16 protein-coding genes are annotated in these 20007 nt (G+C 67.8%); 8 read left to right on the top strand and 8 right to left on the bottom strand.

The features are described 5' to 3' along the window. Positions 1 to 164: 164 nt before the first annotated feature. The 3 genes from fabA (at position 165) to HSX14_RS11485 (ending at position 3740) form a co-directional block, all read left to right on the top strand. Positions 165 to 680 (top strand): 3-hydroxyacyl-[acyl-carrier-protein] dehydratase FabA, encoded by a 516-nt coding sequence (gene fabA / locus HSX14_RS11495; RefSeq protein ID WP_021220691.1) that lies wholly within the window; start codon positions 165 to 167, stop codon positions 678 to 680. 11 nt (positions 681 to 691) lie between these two features. Then, positions 692 to 1909 carry a beta-ketoacyl-ACP synthase I gene (gene fabB / locus HSX14_RS11490; RefSeq protein WP_111263461.1) on the top strand — a complete coding sequence of 406 codons (1218 nt, stop codon included), beginning with the start codon at positions 692 to 694 and terminating at the stop codon, positions 1907 to 1909. A gap of 205 nt (positions 1910 to 2114) precedes the next feature. Continuing rightward, complete coding sequence (locus tag HSX14_RS11485) at positions 2115 to 3740, top strand: methyl-accepting chemotaxis protein (protein WP_173178326.1); 1626 nt, start codon at positions 2115 to 2117, stop codon at positions 3738 to 3740. A 261-nt stretch (positions 3741 to 4001) separates the two neighbouring features. On the opposite strand, the gene HSX14_RS11480 is transcribed toward HSX14_RS11485, so the two are convergent. From HSX14_RS11480 to HSX14_RS11455, 6 genes are all read right to left on the bottom strand, one after another. After that, positions 4002 to 4733, bottom strand: coding sequence for an isoprenylcysteine carboxylmethyltransferase family protein (locus tag HSX14_RS11480; protein WP_173178325.1), 732 nt, complete (start codon positions 4731 to 4733; stop codon positions 4002 to 4004). 91 nt (positions 4734 to 4824) lie between these two features. After that, positions 4825 to 7650 carry a hybrid sensor histidine kinase/response regulator gene (locus tag HSX14_RS11475; protein ID WP_173178324.1) on the bottom strand — a complete coding sequence of 942 codons (2826 nt, stop codon included), beginning with the start codon at positions 7648 to 7650 and terminating at the stop codon, positions 4825 to 4827. Positions 7651 to 7779: 129 nt separating this feature from the next. Further along, on the bottom strand, positions 7780 to 8499 hold the full coding sequence (locus HSX14_RS11470) for a response regulator (protein ID WP_111263457.1): 720 nt from the start codon (positions 8497 to 8499) through the stop codon (positions 7780 to 7782). A 187-nt stretch (positions 8500 to 8686) separates the two neighbouring features. Further along, positions 8687 to 10057, bottom strand: a complete 1371-nt coding sequence (locus HSX14_RS11465; protein ID WP_173178323.1) for a DUF1329 domain-containing protein — start codon at positions 10055 to 10057, stop codon at positions 8687 to 8689. A gap of 55 nt (positions 10058 to 10112) precedes the next feature. Further along, the gene (locus HSX14_RS11460) at positions 10113 to 12065 is read right to left on the bottom strand and encodes a DUF1302 domain-containing protein (RefSeq protein WP_173178322.1); all 1953 of its coding nucleotides are present in this window, start codon (positions 12063 to 12065) and stop codon (positions 10113 to 10115) included. A gap of 391 nt (positions 12066 to 12456) precedes the next feature. Next, positions 12457 to 12921, bottom strand: a complete 465-nt coding sequence (locus HSX14_RS11455) for a DUF3859 domain-containing protein (protein WP_173178321.1) — start codon at positions 12919 to 12921, stop codon at positions 12457 to 12459. A gap of 657 nt (positions 12922 to 13578) precedes the next feature. On the opposite strand from HSX14_RS11455, the gene HSX14_RS11450 reads away from it, so the two are divergent. After that, positions 13579 to 13938, top strand: coding sequence for a BRO-N domain-containing protein (locus HSX14_RS11450; RefSeq protein WP_175384249.1), 360 nt, complete (start codon positions 13579 to 13581; stop codon positions 13936 to 13938). Between the two features lie 240 nt (positions 13939 to 14178). Here HSX14_RS11450 and HSX14_RS11445 read toward each other — a convergent pair whose 3' ends face one another. Next, positions 14179 to 15210, bottom strand: coding sequence for an amidohydrolase family protein (locus HSX14_RS11445; protein WP_173179478.1), 1032 nt, complete (start codon positions 15208 to 15210; stop codon positions 14179 to 14181). Positions 15211 to 15331: 121 nt separating this feature from the next. Here HSX14_RS11445 and HSX14_RS11440 point away from each other — a divergent pair, with 121 nt between their 5' ends. The 4 genes from HSX14_RS11440 to HSX14_RS11425 all read left to right on the top strand — a co-directional run bounded on the left by HSX14_RS11440 (position 15332) and on the right by HSX14_RS11425 (position 19135). Beyond that, complete coding sequence (locus HSX14_RS11440) at positions 15332 to 16189, top strand: substrate-binding periplasmic protein (RefSeq protein WP_197970218.1); 858 nt, start codon at positions 15332 to 15334, stop codon at positions 16187 to 16189. A 128-nt stretch (positions 16190 to 16317) separates the two neighbouring features. After that, entirely contained in the window at positions 16318 to 17706 is a 1389-nt protein-coding gene (locus HSX14_RS11435) for a methyl-accepting chemotaxis protein (RefSeq protein WP_173179480.1), read from the top strand. A gap of 79 nt (positions 17707 to 17785) precedes the next feature. Next, complete coding sequence (locus HSX14_RS11430; protein WP_173179482.1) at positions 17786 to 18205, top strand: OsmC family protein; 420 nt, start codon at positions 17786 to 17788, stop codon at positions 18203 to 18205. Between the two features lie 66 nt (positions 18206 to 18271). After that, positions 18272 to 19135 carry a pirin family protein gene (locus tag HSX14_RS11425; protein ID WP_173179484.1) on the top strand — a complete coding sequence of 288 codons (864 nt, stop codon included), beginning with the start codon at positions 18272 to 18274 and terminating at the stop codon, positions 19133 to 19135. Here the strand turns inward: HSX14_RS11425 and HSX14_RS11420 are convergent. Then, positions 19132 to 19932 (bottom strand): AraC family transcriptional regulator, encoded by an 801-nt coding sequence (locus HSX14_RS11420; protein ID WP_173179486.1) that lies wholly within the window; start codon positions 19930 to 19932, stop codon positions 19132 to 19134. The genes HSX14_RS11425 and HSX14_RS11420 overlap by 4 nt on opposite strands. Positions 19933 to 20007: the final 75 nt, after the last annotated feature.

Genomic DNA, 20007 nt, shown 5'->3' with positions numbered 1-20007 from the left:
GGCCCGCAACAACGGCGCAAGCGTCCTTGAACAAGTGAACGACTGTACTCTGTGACTTTCACCGCAACGCAACAGTCTATGACTAGTCTGCTGATTCGACGCCTGTGCGCGCGGCAGTGTGGACGAAATGCCAAGCCCTGCACGGGGACCATTGAGGAGCTCGCATGACCAAACAAAACGCCTATTCCCGGGAAGACCTGCTGCGCTGCAGTCGCGGTGAGCTGTTCGGCCCCGGTAATGCGCAACTGCCCGCCCCCAACATGTTGATGATCGATCGCATCGTCCATATCAGCGAAACCGGCGGTAAGTACGGCAAGGGCGAAATCGTCGCCGAGCTCGACATCAATCCGGACCTGTGGTTCTTCGCCTGCCATTTCGAAGGCGACCCGGTGATGCCGGGCTGCCTGGGCCTGGATGCCATGTGGCAACTGGTCGGCTTCTACCTCGGCTGGCAGGGCAACCCCGGCCGTGGCCGTGCCCTGGGTTCGGGCGAAGTGAAATTCTTCGGCCAGATCCTGCCCACCGCGAAAAAGATCACCTACAACATCCAGATCAAGCGCACCATCAGCCGCTCGCTGATCCTCGGCATCGCCGATGGCACCGTCAGCGTCGATGGCCGCGAGATCTACAGCGCCGAAGGCCTCCGCGTCGGCCTGTTCACTTCCACTGACAGTTTTTAAGGGTTATCCGCATGCGTCGTGTCGTGATCACTGGCCTGGGCATCGTTTCCTGCCTGGGCAATGACAAGGAAACCGTTTCCGCCAACCTGCGTGCAGGCCGGGCCGGCATCCGCCACAACCCGTCCTATGCCGAAATGGGCCTGCGCAGCCACGTTTCCGGTTCGGTCGACCTGAACCTCGAAGAGCTGATCGATCGCAAGATCTTCCGCTTCATGGGCGACGCCGCCGCCTACGCCTACCTGGCGATGGAACAGGCGATCAAGGACTCGGGCCTGCAACCCGAGCAGATCTCCAACCCGCGCACCGGCCTGATCGCAGGCTCCGGCGGCGCCTCCACCGTCAACCAGATGGAAGCCATCGACACCCTGCGCGAGAAGGGCGTCAAGCGCATCGGCCCATACCGCGTGACCCGCACCATGGGCAGCACCGTATCCGCGTGCCTGGCCACCCCCTTCCAGATCAAGGGCGTGAACTTCTCCATCTCTTCCGCCTGCGCCACCAGCGCCCACTGCATCGGCCAGGCCATGGAGCAGATCCAGCTCGGCAAGCAGGACGTGGTCTTCGCCGGCGGCGGTGAAGAAGAACACTGGAGCCAGAGCTGCCTGTTCGACGCCATGGGCGCCCTCTCCACCCAGTACAACGACACCCCCGAGAAGGCCTCCCGCGCCTACGACGCCAAGCGTGACGGCTTCGTCATCGCCGGTGGCGGCGGCATGGTGGTGGTCGAGGAACTGGAGCACGCCCTCGCGCGCGGCGCCAAGATCTACGCGGAAATCGTCGGCTACGGCGCCACCTCCGATGGCTACGACATGGTCGCTCCGAGCGGCGAAGGCGCGATCCGCTGCATGCAGCAGGCGCTGTCCACCGTCGACACCCCGATCGACTACCTGAACACCCACGGCACCTCCACCCCGGTCGGCGACGTCGCCGAGATCCGTGGCGTGCGCGAAGTGTTCGGCGACAAGGCCCCGGCCATCAGCTCCACCAAGAGCCTGTCGGGCCACAGCCTGGGCGCCGCCGGCGTGCACGAGGCGATCTACTGCCTGCTGATGATGGAAGGCAACTTCATCGCCGGCTCCGCCAACATCGACGAGCTGGACCCGGAAGTGGCCGACCTGCCGATCCTGCGCGAGACCCGCGAGAACGCCAAGCTGGACACCATCATGTCCAACAGCTTCGGCTTCGGCGGCACCAACGCCACCCTGGTGCTCAAGCGCTTCTCGGCCTGACACCCGCGCCGCCAGGCGAACGCAACACCCACCATGCCCGTATCGTCCGATACGGGCATGGTTGCGTCAGGACCATGGAAAGTCCTCCGTTCCATAAGCTCCGAAGCCCAGCGCAGCGGTGAAGTTCACGCGTATCCCACAGGGCTTCCTATACTTTTTCCGAGCCTCCCTGGTTCGTACCGCAGCCCCCCCGGAGAAGTGACCCATGTTCCTGCGCCAGTTCCCCATCGCGCCACGCGCGGCTTTCGGCTTCGCCATCATCACCTTGCTTCTGGTGTTGACCGGCCTGTTCTCGCTCAACCGCATGTCGGTGATCAACGACGCCTCCACCGAGATCAGCCAGAGCTGGCTGCCCAGCGTGCGCACCATCGCCCAGATCAACCTGTCCCTGACCGAACTTCGCCAGGTGCAGCTCGGCCATGTCCTGGCGACGGACCAGTCCTCCCAGCAGTTCCTCGAAACGCGCATGCGCGAAATCATCGCCCAGCTCGAAAAAGCCGAAAGCACCTACAAGGCCAGCATCGACCCGGGCCGCGACCAGCAGCTGTTCGACCGCTACATCCAGGAGCGCCAAGGCTTCATCGCCGGGGTCGACAAGCTGCTCGCCATGTCCAAGGGCGGTGAGAAGGCGGCCGCCACCGAACTGATCCAGGGCCCGCTGCTGGACAACTACCGCACCACCCTCAAGGCACTCAACGAACTTTCCGACTACAACACCCAGGGCGCCGACGCCGCCAACGCCCAGGCGGACGAGAACTACGCCAGCGCCACCACCGCCGTCATCAGCGTGCTGGTGATCGCTGCGCTGGTCACCGTCGCCCTCGCCTGGGCCCTCACCCGCAGCATCACCGTCCCCCTGGGCGAAGCCGTGCTGGTAGCCGGCGTGGTCGCCAGTGGCGACCTCACCGGGCGCATCGACACCGCCGGCAACGACGAGCCGGCGAAACTGCTCACCGCCCTGCAGCGCATGCAGCAACAGCTGCGCGGCACCATCCAGCAGATCGGCAACTCGGCCACCCAGCTGGCCTCCGCCGCCGAAGAGCTCAACGCGGTGACCGAGGAAGGCAACCGCTCCCTCACCCGCCAGCACGACGAGATCGAGATGGCCGCCACCGCCGTCAACGAAATGACTGCCGCCGTGGAAGAGGTCGCGCGCAACGCCAGCTCCACCTCCGACGCCTCGCGCGCCTCCGAGGAATCCGCCCAGTCCGGCCGCGACCGTGTGCAGCAGACGGTCCAGGCGATCCGCAGCATGAGCCAGGAAGTCGCCCACACCTCCACCCTGGTCGGGGGGCTGGCCGACCGCGCGCAAAGCATCAGCAAGGTGCTGGACGTGATCCGCGCCATCGCCGAGCAGACCAACCTGCTGGCGCTCAATGCCGCCATCGAGGCCGCCCGCGCCGGCGAGCAGGGCCGTGGGTTCGCCGTGGTCGCCGACGAGGTACGCGCCCTCGCCCACCGCACCCAGGAATCCACCCGCGAGATCGAACAGATGATCGGCAGCATCCAGAGCGGCACCGGTGAAGCCGTCGGCGCCATGAACCAGAACGACCAGCGCGCCCGGCAGATGCTGGAGATCGCCGAAGCCGCCGGCCGCGCCCTGGTGGAAATCACCGAGCAGGTCGGCCAGATCAACGAACGCACCCTGGTCATCGCCAGCGCAGCCGAAGAACAGGCCCAGGTCGCCCGCGAAGTGGACCGCAACCTGGTGAATATCCGCGACATCTCGGTACAGACCGCCACCGGCGCCAACCAGACCGCCGCCGCCAGCCAGGAACTGTCGCGCCTGGCCGTCGAACTCAACGGCATGGTGGCGCGCTTCACCGTCTGATCGCACCCGCATGGCCCGCCGCCAGGGAGGCGCAGGGCAGGCTGCAAACGAAGAACCCCATCACCTCGCGGCGATGGGGTTCTTTCGTTTCCACAGCCCTTCGTTCGAGCCTGGGAAACCACATCCCCGGGGCGCCTGCGACGGTTCGATCGGGCACCCAGCAGGATGAACGCCTGCCGTAGGGTGGGTAGAGCGCAGCGAAACCACCCAGCCCACCCCGAATGGTCCCGGTAACCCCGCTGGAGGCGATCCGACCGTTCCTCAGGCCGCACGCACCGGGTCGACCGGCGTCCCCGCCTTGCGCGAAGCCACCAGCAGCAGGCGCTGCGAGCGGACGGCCTGCGGCTCGATGCGGCCCTCCACCGGCAGCCCGGCGAGCGGACGGCGCCAGGCCAGGTAGACCGCCAGGCTCGCCAGCAGCGCCAGCGCCAGGTGAACGGCACTCGGTTCCGGCGTGGCCCAGGCCAGCAGCAGCACACCCAGGCTCGATGCATCGCGGCGCTGGCGGCGCCACTCCTCGCCGGCCTCCTCGCGCCCCTCCTCGGCCAGGCCGAACAGGCGCCGTGCAGCGGCATGCAGGCCGCCCGCCGCCAACTGGTCACCGAGCAGCACCGCGTAGAGCAGCAACGCCCCGCCCAGGCCGAAGGCCGCCGCCAGCACCTGGCGCAGCGCCGGCCCTTCGACCCGCCACAGCTCGCCGCCCAGCGGCTGCCACAGCGCCAGCAACGCCAGCGTCGCGAGGCTGCCCAGCAGCACCCGCGCGCTCTGGGCGGCGCCACGGCTCACCCGGTACACCAGGCTCGCAGCGACGAGCAGCGCAGCGTCGATGGCCAGCGCCCAGCCCAGCGGCAGCAACGGCTCGCCGTCGAGACGGGCCGGCGCCCAGGGAAGATTGGCCACGAAGGCGATGGAAAGGATGAACGCGGCGAGAAAGACCAGGTAGCTGATAACGCCGAAGGTGAAAGACGCGGTACGTCCGAGTGTGCTGTTCATGATGCGGTCCTGCCGGGGGTCTGGAACTGCAGGGCTCTGCAGTCAGGGCCAGATTGCCCCGCGCCTGTATCTGCCCGATGGCAGCGACCGCTCAGTTTGTTTCAGTCTGGTATCCGTCGCCGGCACCTGGCAGCCAGTTGCGCAACAGACGATGCAGGCGCCCCTGGTCCAGCGGCTTGGTCAGCAGCGCCTTGATGCCCTGTGCCTGCACCTCGGCCTCCACCAGGCTGTCGCTGAAACCGGTGTAGAGCACGATGGGCAGGTCCGCCCGCGCCGCCAGCAGGCGCCGCGCCAGTTGCAGGCCGGTGAGGCGCGGCATGCTCTGGTCGAGGATGACCAGATCCCAGGCGTAGGCATCGGCGCACAGCTGCCGGCTGGCCTCCTCCGGGTCGCCGAACAGTTGCGCGGCGAGCCCCCAGTTGGCCAGCAACTCGCCCATGAACTCACTGACGACGGGGTCGTCGTCCACCACCGCCACCCGCCCGCGCAGGGCCGAGCGTGGCGGCAGCGCCTCGCACACGGGCCCCGCCGCCGGTGCGGCCAGCGGCGCCTGGTCGTGGGCCGGGATCAGGATGCGGAAGGTAGCGCCCTCCCCCGGCGAGCTGTCCAGCTGGATGTGGCCGCCGTACTCGTGGACGATGCCGTGCACCATCGACAGGCCCATGCCGCTGCCCTGCCCGCTGGCCTTGGTGGAAAAGAACGGTTCGAAGATCTGCGTCCGCAACGCCGCGTCGATGCCCGGGCCGCTGTCGCTGACGGTCAGGGCGACGAACTGCCCGTCGATGCGCTGCTGGCACGAGGCGCAGACGCCGGCCTGCAAGCGCGCCGGCTCCAGCCCCACGCGCAAGCGGCCGACCCCGCTCATGGCGTCGCGGGCGTTGATGCACAGGTTCATCAGCACCTGCTCCAGCTGCACCGGGTCGGCCAGCACCGGCGGCAGGTCATGGGCCAGGCGCGTCTCCACCTCCACCGTGGCCGGCAGCGTGGAATCCACCAGGCGGATGAAGTTGCCCAGCAGCAGGTCCAGCGCCACCACCTGCGGCGTGCCCCGGCTGCCACGGCTGAAGGTGAGCATCTGCTGGATCAGGTCGCGGGCCTTCTCCGCCGAGCGCTGCACCCGCGTCAGGTACTTGCCCAGGCGCTCGTCATGCAGGGACTCGGCATGCTCCTGGGCCATCACCGTGTAGCCCAGCATGCTGGTCAGCAGGTTGTTGAAATCGTGGGCGATGCCGCCGGTGAGGTGCCCGATGGCCTCCATGCGCTGGGCCTGGCGCAGCTGCTGCTCCAGGCGTGCCTTCTCCTCTTCGGCCTGGCGCCGCTCGGTGATGTCGCGCAGGTAGCAGATGTAGCGCGGCCCCTCGTCCCCGCTCACCTGGGTCAGCGCCAGCTCGGCGGGGAACTCCTCGCCGGAGGCCCGTTGGGCGACCACTTCCATGCGCTTGCCGAGGAAATCCCCGGTGCCGGTCTGGGCGTAGCTCTCGAAGGCACGCTCATACACCTCGTGGAAGCGCTCGGGAATGATCAGCTTCAGCAGCCACTGCCCCAGGGCATCGTCGCGGGCGATGCCGAAGCAGCGCTCGGCCGCGGGGTTGAACGCCAGGATGCGCCCGGCGCGGTCCATGCCGATGAAGCAGTCCAGCGCCGTGTCGGCGATGGCGCGGTGCTGCAGTTCGCTGGCGCGCAGGGCCTGCTCGGCCTCCTTGCGCTGGGTGATCTCGCGGCAGAACACCAGGATGCGGTCGACACCGGACAGGGTCACGCGCTTGAGCGAGATATCGTCCCAGTGCAGGCTGCCGTCGCGGTTGCGCCGGTGCCACTCGAAGCGTTGCGGCTCGCCGGCCGCCGCCCGTGCGAGGAAGCCCGCCGCCTGCCTGGCGGTATAGGGCTCGTAGCCGGCGCTGAAGGCGTCCATGTCCAGCCCCAGCATCTCCTCGTAGCTGTAGCCGACGGTCGAACAGGCCCTCGGGTTGGCATCCACCAGCGCGCCGCTGTCGATGTCCAGCACCAGGATGGCGTCCTCGGAGCCGGCGAAGATCGCCCGGTAGCTCGCCTCGGCCTCCAGCCGCTCGATCTCCGCCGCCGCGCGCACGGAGAAGATGCGCAGCACCGACTCGGCCCGCTCGCGCTCCTTCATCGGCCCCATCCGCCCGGCGGCGATCAGCCCCAGCGGGCGCCCGTCGCTGGCGAACAGCGGGTAGCCGGCGTAGCTGTCGACCCCATAGGCGCGGAACACCGCATCCCCGGGGTAGCACTCCAGCAGGTTGCTGCCGACGAAGTGGAAGGCCTTGCCCAGCACGTGGCTGCAGGCCGTGCCCTCCAGCGCATAGGTGGAGTTGGGGCGCAGCTTGCCGGAGTAGTACATGGCCAGGGTGGTGAGCTTGTGCGGGCCCTCGTCGCTGATGCGGCTGACGTAGGCGAAGTCGGCGTGCAGCGAACGCACCATGTAGCGGGCGATGGCCTCGAACACCTCGTTGCCGGTGGCCGCCGAGATGCCCAGGGCGACGTAGCGCAGCACCTCCTCCACGCTCTTGCGCGAGCTGATGTCGGTGGAGATGCCGCACACGGCGGTGACCCGGCCCTCGCCGTCGAACAGTGGAAACTTGCTGGAGAGGTAGGTGCGCACCACACCGTTGAACGGCAGCCGCTCCTCGAACTCCTGCTCGCGGCCCTGCTCCACCACCTGCAGGTCGTTGGCCCGCAGCACATCGGCCAGCTCCTTCGGGAAGTACTCGTGGTCGGTGTGGCCGATGACCTCCTCGGCGCGCACCCGGAACAGCTGCTCGAAGGCACGGTTGACCAGGCGCAGCCGGCCATCCAGGTCCTTCACGTAGATGACCGCGCTGCTGTTGTCGACGATCTGGCGCAGCTGGTGCTCGGCGGCGCCATCGAACAGCGGGCGGGGTGCCGTCTGGCTCATCGGAAGGCCTCCACGAGCCTGGGTGATGGCTGGAGTATAGAGAGCCGGCCCCCGCCTTTTGAGGGGGTACAACGCCGTTGAAACAATTGAAACAAAGGCACCCGGGCCGTCCGTAGGATGGGGCGGCGATCAGCCCGGCACGAACATGTAGCCCACCCCGCGCAGGGTGCGGATCACCTGGGGCTTGTCGGGGTCGGTCTCCAGCTTGCGGCGCAGGCGGGCGATGCGGATGTCGATGGAACGGTCGAAGGGGTTCCAGTCGCGGTTCTGCGTGAGGTTGAGCAACTGGTCGCGGGACAGGGGCCGGTTGGGGCGCTGGGCGAAGGCCTGGAGCAGGTCGAACTCCATGGCCGTGAGGGGGATTTCCGCACCGCTGGCATCGAACAGCTGGTGGCGGTCCAGGTCCAGGCGGCAGGCCCCCAGCTGCAGGCAGTTGCCGGCCTCGGCGGGCGCCTCCACGGCAACGGCGCTGGGCACGCGCTGGTAACGGCGCAACACCGTCTTGACCCGCGCCAGCAGCTCGCGCGGGTCGAAGGGCTTGGCCACGTAGTCATCCGCGCCCACCTCCAGGCCGATGGTGCGATCCACCGGGCTGCCGGCGCCGGAGACCATGATCACCGGCAGGTCGTGGTGCTCACGCAGGTAGCGCGCCAGGCTCAGCCCGTCCTCGCCCGGCAGGCCGACGTCGAGCAGCACCAGGTCCGGCAGGCCGGCGGCCAGGGCCGCGCGCATGCCGGTGCTGTCGCAGGCGGGCTCCACCTGGTAGCCATGGCCGCCCAGGTAGTCCTGCAGCAACTCGCGTACCTCGGAATCGTCGTCCACCACCAGAATCTTGACCTGCCCGGCCATGGGTCCCTCGCTCATCGTCAATGCGAACGCGGGGAATATAGCGCGGCGCCGCTGCGGCGAGCAGCCCTGCTGGTCCACTAAAAAGCTGCGTTTAGTGGGTCCCCGCGTTCGCGGGGATGACGGTGCAGTCGACTACCTCCGCACACCCCGTCACCCTCGCGAACGCGGGGGGCCACTCGAACAGCCCTCAGCGCGATGCCTTGCGCCTCAACGCGGCGGGGTTGAAGGCGGCGTCGCCCGGGGATGGCTGGCTGAAGTCCACGGTGCCCGCCTCTTCGTTGTCCAGCCACTGCACGCCATAGCGACGCGCCTGCAGGTCGTGGAAGGTGTCCAGCGCGGTCCACACGGTGGGCAGCTCGTAGAAGTTCTTCAGGTAGGCCAGGGACACGCGCCACAGGTCGCCGCGGCCGTCGTACTGGTCAACCACGGCGGCGCCCCAGCTGTCCTCGTCGAGGTACAGGGTGCGCTTGGAGTAGATGTGCCGCGCCCCGGCCTTGAGCTTGCCTTCCACCACCCACACCCGGTGCAGCTCGTAGCGGGTGTATTTCGGGTTGACGTGGCCGGGCAGCAGCAGGTCCTTGTACTTCACCTCCGGGCTAGTGAGCTTGTAGTTGTTGTAGGGGATGTAGATTTCCTTCTTGCCCACCAGGGTCCAGTCGTAGCGGTCCGGCGCACCGTTGTACATGTCGGTGTCATCGGCGGTGCGCAGGCCGTCGGTGGACTCGATCGGCGTGTCGTAGGCCAGGGTCGGCGCGCGGCGCACGCGGCGCTGGCCGGGGTTGTAGCCCCAGGCCTGGCGCGGCTCCTTGACCTGGTCGAGCATCTCCTGCACCAGCGCACCGTTGCCGGCCAGGCGCGCCGGGGCGGTGGTGAAGGTCATGTAGTAGAACAGCGTGTTCTGCAGGTCGGCGTAGCTGCCCTTGGGGTCGTAGAAACGGAACAGCGCCTCGTCCTCGGAGGTGACCAGGGAATAGGCGCCGTTGCGCTGCACCCCCGCCTCCGCCGAGCGCCGCACGATGTAGGTGCCGCGATAACGGGTGATGTGGTTCCAGATCGCCTCCAGGCCGTTCTGCGGGATGGGGAACGGGATGCCGCCGTAGGCGTCGGCGAACCCGTTGCCGCCGTTGAGCAGCTTGCCGGTGGTGGCGTTCTTCAGGGTGTTGTCGTAGACCCACTGCGGCGCCGAGCCGGAGCGCCGGGTCGGGTAGACCGGCATCTGGAAGCTTTCCGGGTAGGCGTTGAACAGGGCGATCTCGCCGTCGGTGAGGTTGGCCTTGTACTGCTCGAGGTTGGCCTTGGTGATGGTGAACAGCGGCTGGTCGGCAGCGAAGGGGTCGATGTGGTGCTGGCCCGAGCCCTTGTAGCCTGCCGGCGCCTGGGTGATGCCGCCGGTCCAAGCGGGGATGGTGCCGGCGGCGTTGCCGGCCCGCTCCGCGCCCAGCGGGGTGAGGGTCGACTTGAGCGTGGCGGCCTGCTCGGCGGAGACCGCGGCCAGGGCGTCGGTGGCACCGCCGGCGAGCACGATGGCGGCCAGCAGCAACGAGTATTTCTTCAACATGGGGTGCATCTCCCTGTCTTGTACGGCCCGGCGCATCACGGCCGGGCGCTTGGCATCAGAACGAGTACTTGGCGGTGAGCGAGACGTTGTCGCGGTCGCGGGTGCTGTTGTTGCGCCCGGCGCCGTAGTACTCGGTGTACTGCAGGCCCACCTCGAAGCTGTTCAGGTAGGAGGCGTCGATCCCCAGGGTGTGCGCCTTGCGGCCCTCGATGAAGTTGCCGGTGCGGTCGGAATTGCCCTGGAAGTCGTGCTGGAACACCAGGTAGGGCGAGAGCTTCACCCCGGCGTAGACGTCGTTCCAGCTGCCGGACACCAAGAGCGTATAGCCGTAGCTGTCGCGGCTGATCTGGTCGCTGTCGGTGGTGCGATCATCCTCGTAGGCCTTGTCGGTGGTGCTGGAGAACTTGCGCACCGAGCCGTCGAAGGCGGTGTACTTCAGGCTGCTGCCACGGATGTGCTGCGAGGCCACCTCGGCGACGCCGATCACCGAGTCGAAGCTCAGCGCCGGGCCGAAGTTGTAGATGGTGGACAGGGAGAGGTTGTAGGTCTCGGCCCGCTCGTAGTTGTCGAAGATCGAGCTGCGGCAGAGCTGCTTGCCGGAGACGGCTGCGCAGGCGGCATCGTTGGCGACCCCGGAATTGACCAGGTCGGAACCATTGATGCCCTGGAGCAACAGGTCGCTGAGCAGGTCATCGGTGGCGGAAATGGCGATGGGCGCATTGGGCCGGTAGGCGATCTCGCCGGAGACGGATGCGTCCCCCACCGTGGTGTTGAAGCTGAAGCCGTACATGCGGATGTCTTCGACATAGCGGCGACGCGCCTGGGCGTTGCTCGCCAGGTCAAAGGTCGCCAGTGCACCGGCGTACTCGGGCGGCAGGCTGTTGCCGGCCAGTGCACCGCCCAGGGCAGTCAGGTCGACGCCCTGATAGCCGTCCAGATCGATGGCGATCTGCGGCTCCTTGGCGTGGTAGTTGACGAAGTAGAAGCCGAACTCGGTGGAGTTGAGTTCTTCGGCGATGTAGCGGAAGGCCACGCCGAACTGGCCGGAATCATCCGCCTGCAGGTCCTTGCCGATATTGGCGACCTTGAACACGCCGGTATCGCCATTGAGGTAGGCGTTGGGCCCATTGGCGCCATTGCCGAGCAGGCCGGCGCCGGCGAACAGGTCATACAGCGGCATCAGCGGTGCCAGTTCGGTCGAGGTCGTATACGCCGTATGCCCCCCATCGGCGAACAGGTCGGTCTCGGAGAAGTAGGTGCCCACCGGGTCCAGGCGCGTCTCCTTCCACTTCCACTGGTAGAAGGCCTCCATGGACAGATTGTCGGTCAGCCCCAGGTTGAAGCTCAGCGCCTCCATGGGCACCAGCACCTCCTTGAGCTCGGAGCCGGGCAGGTGGAACTTGGCCGCGTCCACCGGGTTCACCGTGTTGACCCCGCCCCGGTAGAACACGCCCTCGCCCCAGTTGATCACCTGCCGGCCCACCTTGGCCCCCAGCGGCATCGCGCCCACATCCCAGCTGCCGTAGAGGTAGGCGTCGAGGATCTCGCCCTTGCGCCCGGCGATATGGCGGGTGTCCTGGGTGAAATGGTCATCGGGGAAGGACTGGCTGGGCCGCTCCACGCCACCGGTGGTGCCGTAGTAGTCGTTGCGCTTGTCCATGATCTGGGTGTCGTAGTACGCCGTGCCGCGCACGAAGGCGCCGTAGTTGTCGTACTTCAGCGAGAGGTCGGAGGTGGCCTTGTACACCTCGGAAACCAGGCCGGTGTCGAAGTTGCGGTTGCCGTCGTCGGCGTTGATGTCGCTGATGTTGTCCTTGTCGCGGCCTTGTACCCGCCACATGGCGCCGTAGGACAGCGTGGTATCGATGGAGCCGCTGAGCTGGTTGTCCATCAGGCTGAACTCGACGGCCTGCGCGGACCCGGCGATCAGCAGGGGCAACAGCCCGAAGGCAGCCCCCGCCTGCATGGGCCTGCATCCGAGTCCGGATAAGCGGATATGCCTCTTCATAGCAAACGTACCTCCCTTGACGGCCAAGATTTCTGGGCTGGCTCTACGTCCGGCCCTTTTGTTGTTTTCTCTCGGCTGCGGAGCGGCGTCCGGGCGGTTCAGGCAGGCCTCGGCGGCGCTCTCGCAGGTATCCATCTTCGTCGCGGGATGCACGCCGGCGACGGTCACGCTGTTGTTCTTGTAATGAGCGGGAATCGCTAATTGGTACGATAGTGCAGGCAAGGTAACAAAGTGTGTACGTACTGCCAACCGTCCAATTCGGCTAAAAACAGTAATTTTTTAGGAAAGAACCCACCGTAAACCACCACGAAACGCCATTACGGTGGGTGATATCCGGCCAGAAACGAAAAGACCCGGCACAAGGCCGGGTCCGCTTCGCAACGCAGGTCGGTCAGCGCACGTCGAAGCGCTTCTCAGCCAGCAGGCGGTCACCCTGGAACACCAGGAAGCGCCATTCGCCGGGCACCACTTCGTGGGTCTCGGTGAATTCGTAGGCCATCACGTCCTGGGGCGCGCCGGGCGCCATCTTCTGGATCACCTCGAACTTGTCGTGGCGCACGCCATCGGGGGTGGTCACGCCCGGGGTGAGGTAGAGCAGGGTCAGCGGGGTGTCGTTCTCACGCTTGCCCACCAGCGTGTAGCGCATGCCGAACTTGGTGCCGAGCTTCGCCGGCACCTGGTCGGTGGGCAGGATGTTCTGGGTGCTGCTGGTGAGCACGCGCTCGCCGGGCTGGTAGTCCTGGTAACGGCTTTCGAAGACGCCGAACTCGATCGGCCCCTCGACCCGTACGTCGGCCATCGCCACGCCGGATGCCAGGCCGAGGGCGATCAGTGCACTCAGTCGGGTTGCTTTCATGTCTCGCTCCTTGGTTGAGATGGCGCGAGGCTATGACACCTTCATGACCAACTGATGACAGGTTGAGACCCGGCTGCGAGGCTGACCGGGGCGTAGGGTGGATGGCGCTCTTCTCATCCACCGGCGGTGCTGCAGGGAAACACGGCTTCCGTAGGTTGGGCTGAGGTACGAAGCCCAACGCGCGAAGTTGATCCCCGCACCGTTGGGCCTCGCTGCGCTCGGCGCCAACCTACGGCAGTGCGCCAAATCACGTGAGGAGCTGGCCGATGCGTAGGGTGGATGACGCTCTTTTCATCCACCGGCGGTGCTTCCTGGGAACACCGTGCCGAGGCAGCCCTGCGGGCTGCTTGGCGACTGAAGTCGCCCCTACAAGCGTGCCGCCTGAAAATTCCTACGTGGCAACTGCATTGCTGGCCTACAAGGGGCTTGGCTAGGGTTCCCGCCGTTGTGCCCCTCGGGGCACAACCGGGTGTGGAAGCCCGTTGCAGTGCAAACCTATCGCCATAGCGACATGCAACACGTCGGCAGTCTATGGCGGACTGTGCGAGCGGGTTTCGGCCCGGCCGGTTGGTTTGCCCGGTACTTCCACACTCGCACGGTCCGCCACCCTTCAAGGATTCGGTGGCGGCTCCCCAGCCCTATGGACGGAGCATTGCCATGACGCTTCCCCAGATCACGCCGCGCCACTTCCTGCGCTACCGCCGCCAGCTGCGCGCCTTCCTCATCGGCCACGAGGCCTGGTTCTCCACCCGCGACCTGCGCCGCCTGCTCAACACCGACCTCCACGAACGCCTGCTCGCCAACCTCTGCGACGACCAGCGCCAGCGCGTGCACCTGCGCACCGCCAACGGCGGCTTCGAGGAGGAAACCGTGGTCAGCGAATCCGGCCTGCATGCGCTGCTCTTCACCTACTGCTACCACCCGGAAAACCGCAACCTGCGGCGCTGGGTCACCCAGGCCGTGCTCCCGGAATTGTGGATGTACCGCACCCCGGGCTACGGCAGCGTACCGGTCTAGGCCGGGTCGCCGGGGAGTACCCTGCGTAGGGTGGATGGCGCTCCTCTCAGCCACCGGCGGTGTTGCCGGGGAACGTCGGGGCAACCCGGCAGCCTGACCGGCGGCTTAAGTCGCTCCTACGAAGAACAGGGTCAATCGGCAAGAAAGGCGCAACCGGGGACACCGATTGGTGGAGGTGAAAAGCGACCTCCACCCTACGCCACCCCTGGCACCGTGCCGCTGGCGGGCTTGAACCCGGCATCACGGGGCGGCGATATGCTCCAGGTGCTTGGGGTTGCGCGGCAGCACGGCGAGGAAGTTGTCCCGCGCCACGCGCTTGGCCACGTCCTCGGGCAAGGCGTCGAGGAAGGGGTCGTAGGCGCGCAGGTACTCGCCCAGGCCCTCGAAGCGGCCGACCACGTCCGAGCCGAGCATGAAGCGCTCGGGGTACTTCTCCACCAGCTTCAGCCATTCCGGGTCGGGCTTGCCGTTCTTGTCCAGGAGGTAGGGCTGGAGCACGGTCCAGGAGAGGTCGACGTAGAGGTTGGGGTAGTCGCCGAGCATGCGCTTCAGGGTGGGCAGGAGGAAGTCGAGCTTCTTCTGGTGGCGGTGGATTTCCATGCTGGTGCCGGCGTGGGCCCAGATGAAGCGTACGTGCGGGTGGTTGCGCAGGGGTTCTTCGATCTCCGCCAGGTACAGCGGGTTGCGCTCGCGCTTGGAGGTGATGTTGGAGTGCAGCATCACCGGCAGGTCGTACTCGGCGGCGAGGTGGTAGATGCGCGACATGGCTTCGTTGTTGGCGCGCGGGGTGTCGCCGTCGATCAGCGCGGTGAGGTCGTCGTGGCGGGTGAAGACCTCGCCTATGCCCTGCCACAGGCCCGGGTCCAGTTCCAGCATGCGGCGGATGTGCGCATCGGAGTTCTTGTCGTTGGGGTTGAAGCCGCTGAGGAAGGGATGGAAGCGGTGGCGCTGGTCCTCCGGCAGCGTCTTCACGGCAGCGGCCACCAGCGTATCGGTGGCGGTGTACCAGTAGGCGTCGGCATCGTCGCCGGCGTAGTAGCGCGGGCGCTTGGGCTCGTCCTCGTGCCACTTCTTGGCCACCGGGATGCCGGAGATCATCACGTGGTCGATGGCCCCCGCATCCATGGCCTTCAGCAGCCCCTGCATGCCCTCGCTTTCCTGGAAGAAGTCCACGTAGTGCAGGTGCGAATCACTGTAGCGGTAGTCCCGCGCCTGGGCGGCGCAGGCGCTGAGGGCAAGGATGGCGGCGAGGCAATGGCGGGCGATGGGCAAGGGGCGTCCTCCTGACGGTCATGGCAAAGGTAGACCGGCGCCACGCCCGCCGGGTTCAGGTGGATGCTCTGATGGCCTACTGCGACTATGCTGCAGCAGGCTCGACCACAAGAATTCCATCATGCCGCGCTGCGTCCTGTTCCTGCTGTGCTTCGCCGCCCTCGCCACCTCTGCCGGCGAGCGCCTGGTCTATCCCCTGCACTCCAAGGGCGAGGACCCGGAAGCCTATGTGGTCGAGCTGTTGCGGCTGGCCCTGGCCCACAGCGGCGGCGACTACCAGTTGGAGCCCTCGCTGGAGCCCATGCCGCAGTCCCGCGCGCAGCTGTCCCTGGAACGCAACGACGGTCGCGTGCAACTGATGTGGACCATGACCACCCGCGAGCGCGAAGCCGACCTGCTGCCGATCCGCATCCCCATCTACAAGGGCCTGATCAGCTGGCGCGTGTTCCTGGTGCGCGCCGACCAGCGCGACCTGCTCGCCGGCGTCACCCGCCGCGAACAGCTCGAGGCCCTGCGCATGGGCCAGCGCCATGACTGGCCCGACACCGACATCCTGCGCGCCAACGGCCTCACCGTGGTGACCACGCCGGGCTACGAGAACCTGTTCCGCATGCTCGACGCCGGGCGCTTCGAGCTGTTCCCCCGCGAAGTGGTGGTGGCCTGGGACGAACAGCGCCGCGCCGAGGCCGACGGCCTGCACCTGGCCGTGGACGATCACCTGGTGCTGCACTACCCCACCGCCTTCTACTTCTTCACCTCGCGCCAGCGCCCGGAGCTGGCCGCCGTCATCCAGCGCGGCCTGGAGGCGGCCATCGTCGACGGCAGTTTCGAGCGCCTGTTCCAGCGCTACCACGGCGAGACGCTGCGCCGCGCGCGCATGGAAAGGCGCCGGGTGATCGAGCTGGTGAACCCCGACCTGCCGGAAGGCACCCCCATCGAGCGCGACGAGCTCTGGTACCACCCGGCTGCACTCAAGTAGCGCCTGGGCGCCCCACCCGACCCGTGCCGGTGCAACCCGGCCGCCCCTGCGCCCGGCAAATCCCAGTCGTGCCGTAATGGCACTTCGCTTGCAGCACCTCCCGCAGACCCAACGAGAGGGATATCGCCATGCTGCAGCTTCTGCGCCCCGCACGCCGCGCCACGGACGAAGGCGCGCTCGACGCGCTGTTCACCGCCCATGACCTGACCACCCGCCTGCCCACCGGCACGCCGCTGATGGCCCGCCTCAACGGCTTCGTCGATGGCCTGCAACAGCGCATCCGCACCAGCCTCGGCGCCGCCGTAGGCATTGCCGCCCACGCCCCCGAGCTGGCACGCATCGCCGCCGCCAACCAGCAGAGCGGGCAACTGCTGGCGCAGTCGTCCGAGCTGATCGCCAGCGCCAGCGAAGAGGTCACCACCACCCTCGACGCCGAACTGGTGCCCGGCGCCGCCGAGGTGGCGAAGCTCTCGGGCGACGTCTCCAGCACCCTGCGCCAGTGCCAGCGCAACGGCCAGGACGTGCTGCGCCAGGTGGATGCCATCGGCACCAGCGAACAGCAACTGGGCAGCGTGATCGGCAACCTCACCGGCCAACTGGAGGAAGTCAGCAAGGTGATAGGCGTGATCGCCAGCATCTCCCAGCAGACCAACCTGCTGGCGCTCAACGCGGCCATCGAGGCCGCCCGCGCCGGCAGCCACGGCCGCGGCTTCGCCGTGGTCGCCGAGGAGGTGCGGCGCCTGGCCGGGCACACCACCGACGCCACCACCCAGGTCAGCGGCATCATCGAACGCTTCCGCGATGGCATGGCGCAGCTGGCCGAAGCCGGTGAGCGCATGCACCAGGCCGTGGCCGAAGGGCACCAGGGCATGCTGCAGGTGGGCGCCGGCCTGGACAGCACCCGCGCGGCCATGGACAAGCTGGACGGCCGCGTCGGCCAGATCGCCTCGGGCACCGAGCAGATCGGCCAGGCCGTGCGTTCGATCAACGGCGACGTGCAGAACATCGCCCAGGTGGCCGCCGAGCTGCTGGGCAAGGCCGGCCAGGTGCTGCGCCACAGCCAGGCCGTGCGCGAGGACGGCGACCGCCTGCTGCAGGGCCTCGGCGACTTCCGCCTGGAAATGCACCGCGACATCCAGCGCAGCATCGAGCGCCTGGCGTGCGAGCCGGCGCTGCTGGGCGAGGTCACACAGGCCGAGGCCCTGTTGGGCGAGACGCTCAAGCGTGACGCGCACATCGAGCTGTTCTACCTGGTGGATCGCACCGGCACCCAGCTCTCGGAAAACGTCTTCGCCCTCGACGTGCCGCACCAGGGCGACTCCTGCAAGGGCCGCAACTGGGCCCAGCGCCCCTGGTTCCGCGCGGTCGCCGATGGCCTCGCCAGTCACATCACGCCGGTGTACCGTTCGTCCGCCACCGACGACTTCTGCTTCACCGTCTCGGTGCCGGTTTTCGGACCCCGTGGCGAACTGCAACGCGTGCTTGGCGCCGATGTACGCCTCAGCGCGCTGCTCTGAACGGTCACGGGAACACTCAGGCGGTGGGCGGCCTCTAAGCGAACAGGACCGCCTACCCACACCACGCAGAGGACTGCCAATGACCATCACCGTCACCACCGAATCCGCGGACTGCTATCGCCACAGCATCAAGGTCGGCGAGGAGCACCAGCTGTTCACCGACCTGCCCAAGGCCCTGGGTGGCGAAGGCAGCGCGCCGGAGCCGCACGATTACTTCGACGTCGCCCTGGGTGCCTGCAAGGCCCTCACCGTGACCCTCTACGCCCGCAGCCACGACATCCCGCTGACCGGCATCGGTGTCGAAGTCGTCCACGACAGCAGCAAGGAGAAGGAAGGCCTGTACGGCATGAGCGTGAAGCTCACCCTGCGCGGCGCGCTCACCGACGACCAGCGCGCCACCCTGTTGCGCATCGCCGACAAGTGCCCGCTGCACAAGCTGATGACCACCACCGAGGTGAAGATCGAGACCCGCCTGGCCGAAGGCGACTTCAGCCAGTAACCCGCCTCTCTGGGCTTCCCGCGCGGACGCGCTATGCTTGCGCACCCACCGCGCCGGAAGCCCAGCATGAACGACATCCTCACCCTCCGCCCCCGCGCCGAAGAAGTCGCCGGGCTGCCCATCCTCCGTCCGTTGCCGGCGGCCCAGTGCCGCAGCGTCGGCCCCTTCGTGTTCTTCGACCACATGCTCGCCAGCGCCTACCCGCCCGGCCAGGGCATGGACGTGCGCCAGCACCCGCACATCGGGCTCTCCACCCTCACCTACCTGTTCGAGGGCGAGCTGCAGCACAAGGACAGCCTCGGCTCGGACCAGCGCGTGCAGCCCGGCGATGTCAGCTGGATGACCGCCGGCGCCGGTGTCGCCCACGTCGAGCGCACGCCGGCCGAGCGGGTCGCCAGCGGCTCGCGCATCCACGGCCTGCAGGTGTGGCTGGCGTTGCCCCGCGAGGAAGAGGAGCGCGCGCCCAGCTACAGCCACCACAGCGCCGCCAGCCTGCCGCAGCAGGACGCCCTCGGCGTGCGCATCCGCCTGGTCGCCGGCAGCGGCTTCTGCCTGGAGTCGCCGGTGCCGGTGCTCTCCCCGACGCTCTACGCCGACGTGCACATGGAAGCCGGCGCCACCCTGCTGGTGCCCACCGAGCACCCACAGCGCGCGGTCTACCTGCTGGACGGCGAGGTGCTGCTGGACGACCAGCCGCTGGCCATCAACACCCTCACCGTGCTGCCCGAGGGCGTGCAGTTCAGCCTGGCCGCCTGTGGCAGCGCGCACCTGGTGATCATCGGCGGTGCCCCGCTGGACGGCCCGAGACGGATGAACTGGAACTTCGTGTCCAGCGACCCGCAGCGCATCGACGCGGCACGCGCCCGCTGGGCCGCCGGCGACTGGCCGCACGTGCCCGGCGAGACCACGCGCATCGAACTGCCGCGCTAGCCGCGCAGGCGGCTTCCGTAGACGCCCGGCGTGCAGCCGTAGTGGCGCTGGAACAGGGCGATGAAGGCCGAGAGGGAGTCATAGCCCAGCTCGCTGGCCAGGGCGGTGACGCTCATGCCGTCGGCCAGCAGGGGCAGCGCCGCGAGCAGGCGCAGGCGCTGCCGCCACTCGCGGAACGACAGCTGCGTCTCGGCCTGGAACAGCCGCACCAGGGTTCGCCGCGAGGCCCCCACCTGCCCCGCCCACGCCTCGATGCCGCGGTTGTCCGCCGGGTCCGCCTGCAAGGCGTCGGTGATCCGCCGCAGCCGCGCATCGCGCGGTAACGGCAGGCTGAAGGGGGCCTCTTCCAGGCTGCGCACCTCATCCACCAGCACACGCAACAGCCGCGCCTCGGCGCCCTGCTCCGGGTAGTCACGGGGGAAGCCCGAGGCCCGCTCCATCAGCTCGCGCAGCAGGGGCGTCACCTGCAGCACGGCGCACTCGCGCTGATAGCCGTCCAGCACCGAGGCGTCCAGGTACAGGCTGCGGAACTCGATGGCCCGCTCGCTGTAGGCGGTGTGGCGGACCCCGGCGGGAATCCACAGCGCGCATTGCGGGGGCAGCAGGTAACTGTGCCCCTCGGTGAGCACCTGCATCACCCCGGCGCGGGCATAGGTGAACTGCACCCAGTCGTGGCTGTGCATCTCGATGGGGTGGCCCGCCGGGATATCGAACATGCGCAGGTAGACCGGGCGCGGCAGGCGCGGGTAGTCGGGGATCGGGGGAACGGCGGGCGGTGCTTGTCTCGCTGGCGACATCGACTGTCCCTTTTGCTCAAGTGAGCAGGAAAATGCCGATGTTAGCCTGCGCCACGCCCATCCGTGCACTGCCCA

Origin of the sequence: Pseudomonas tohonis (assembly GCF_012767755.2) — a bacterium.
Lineage (GTDB): Bacteria > Pseudomonadota > Gammaproteobacteria > Pseudomonadales > Pseudomonadaceae > Metapseudomonas > Metapseudomonas tohonis.
Note: the sequence above shows the minus strand (reverse complement) of the source record. Positions and strands in the feature narration are given on the sequence as shown.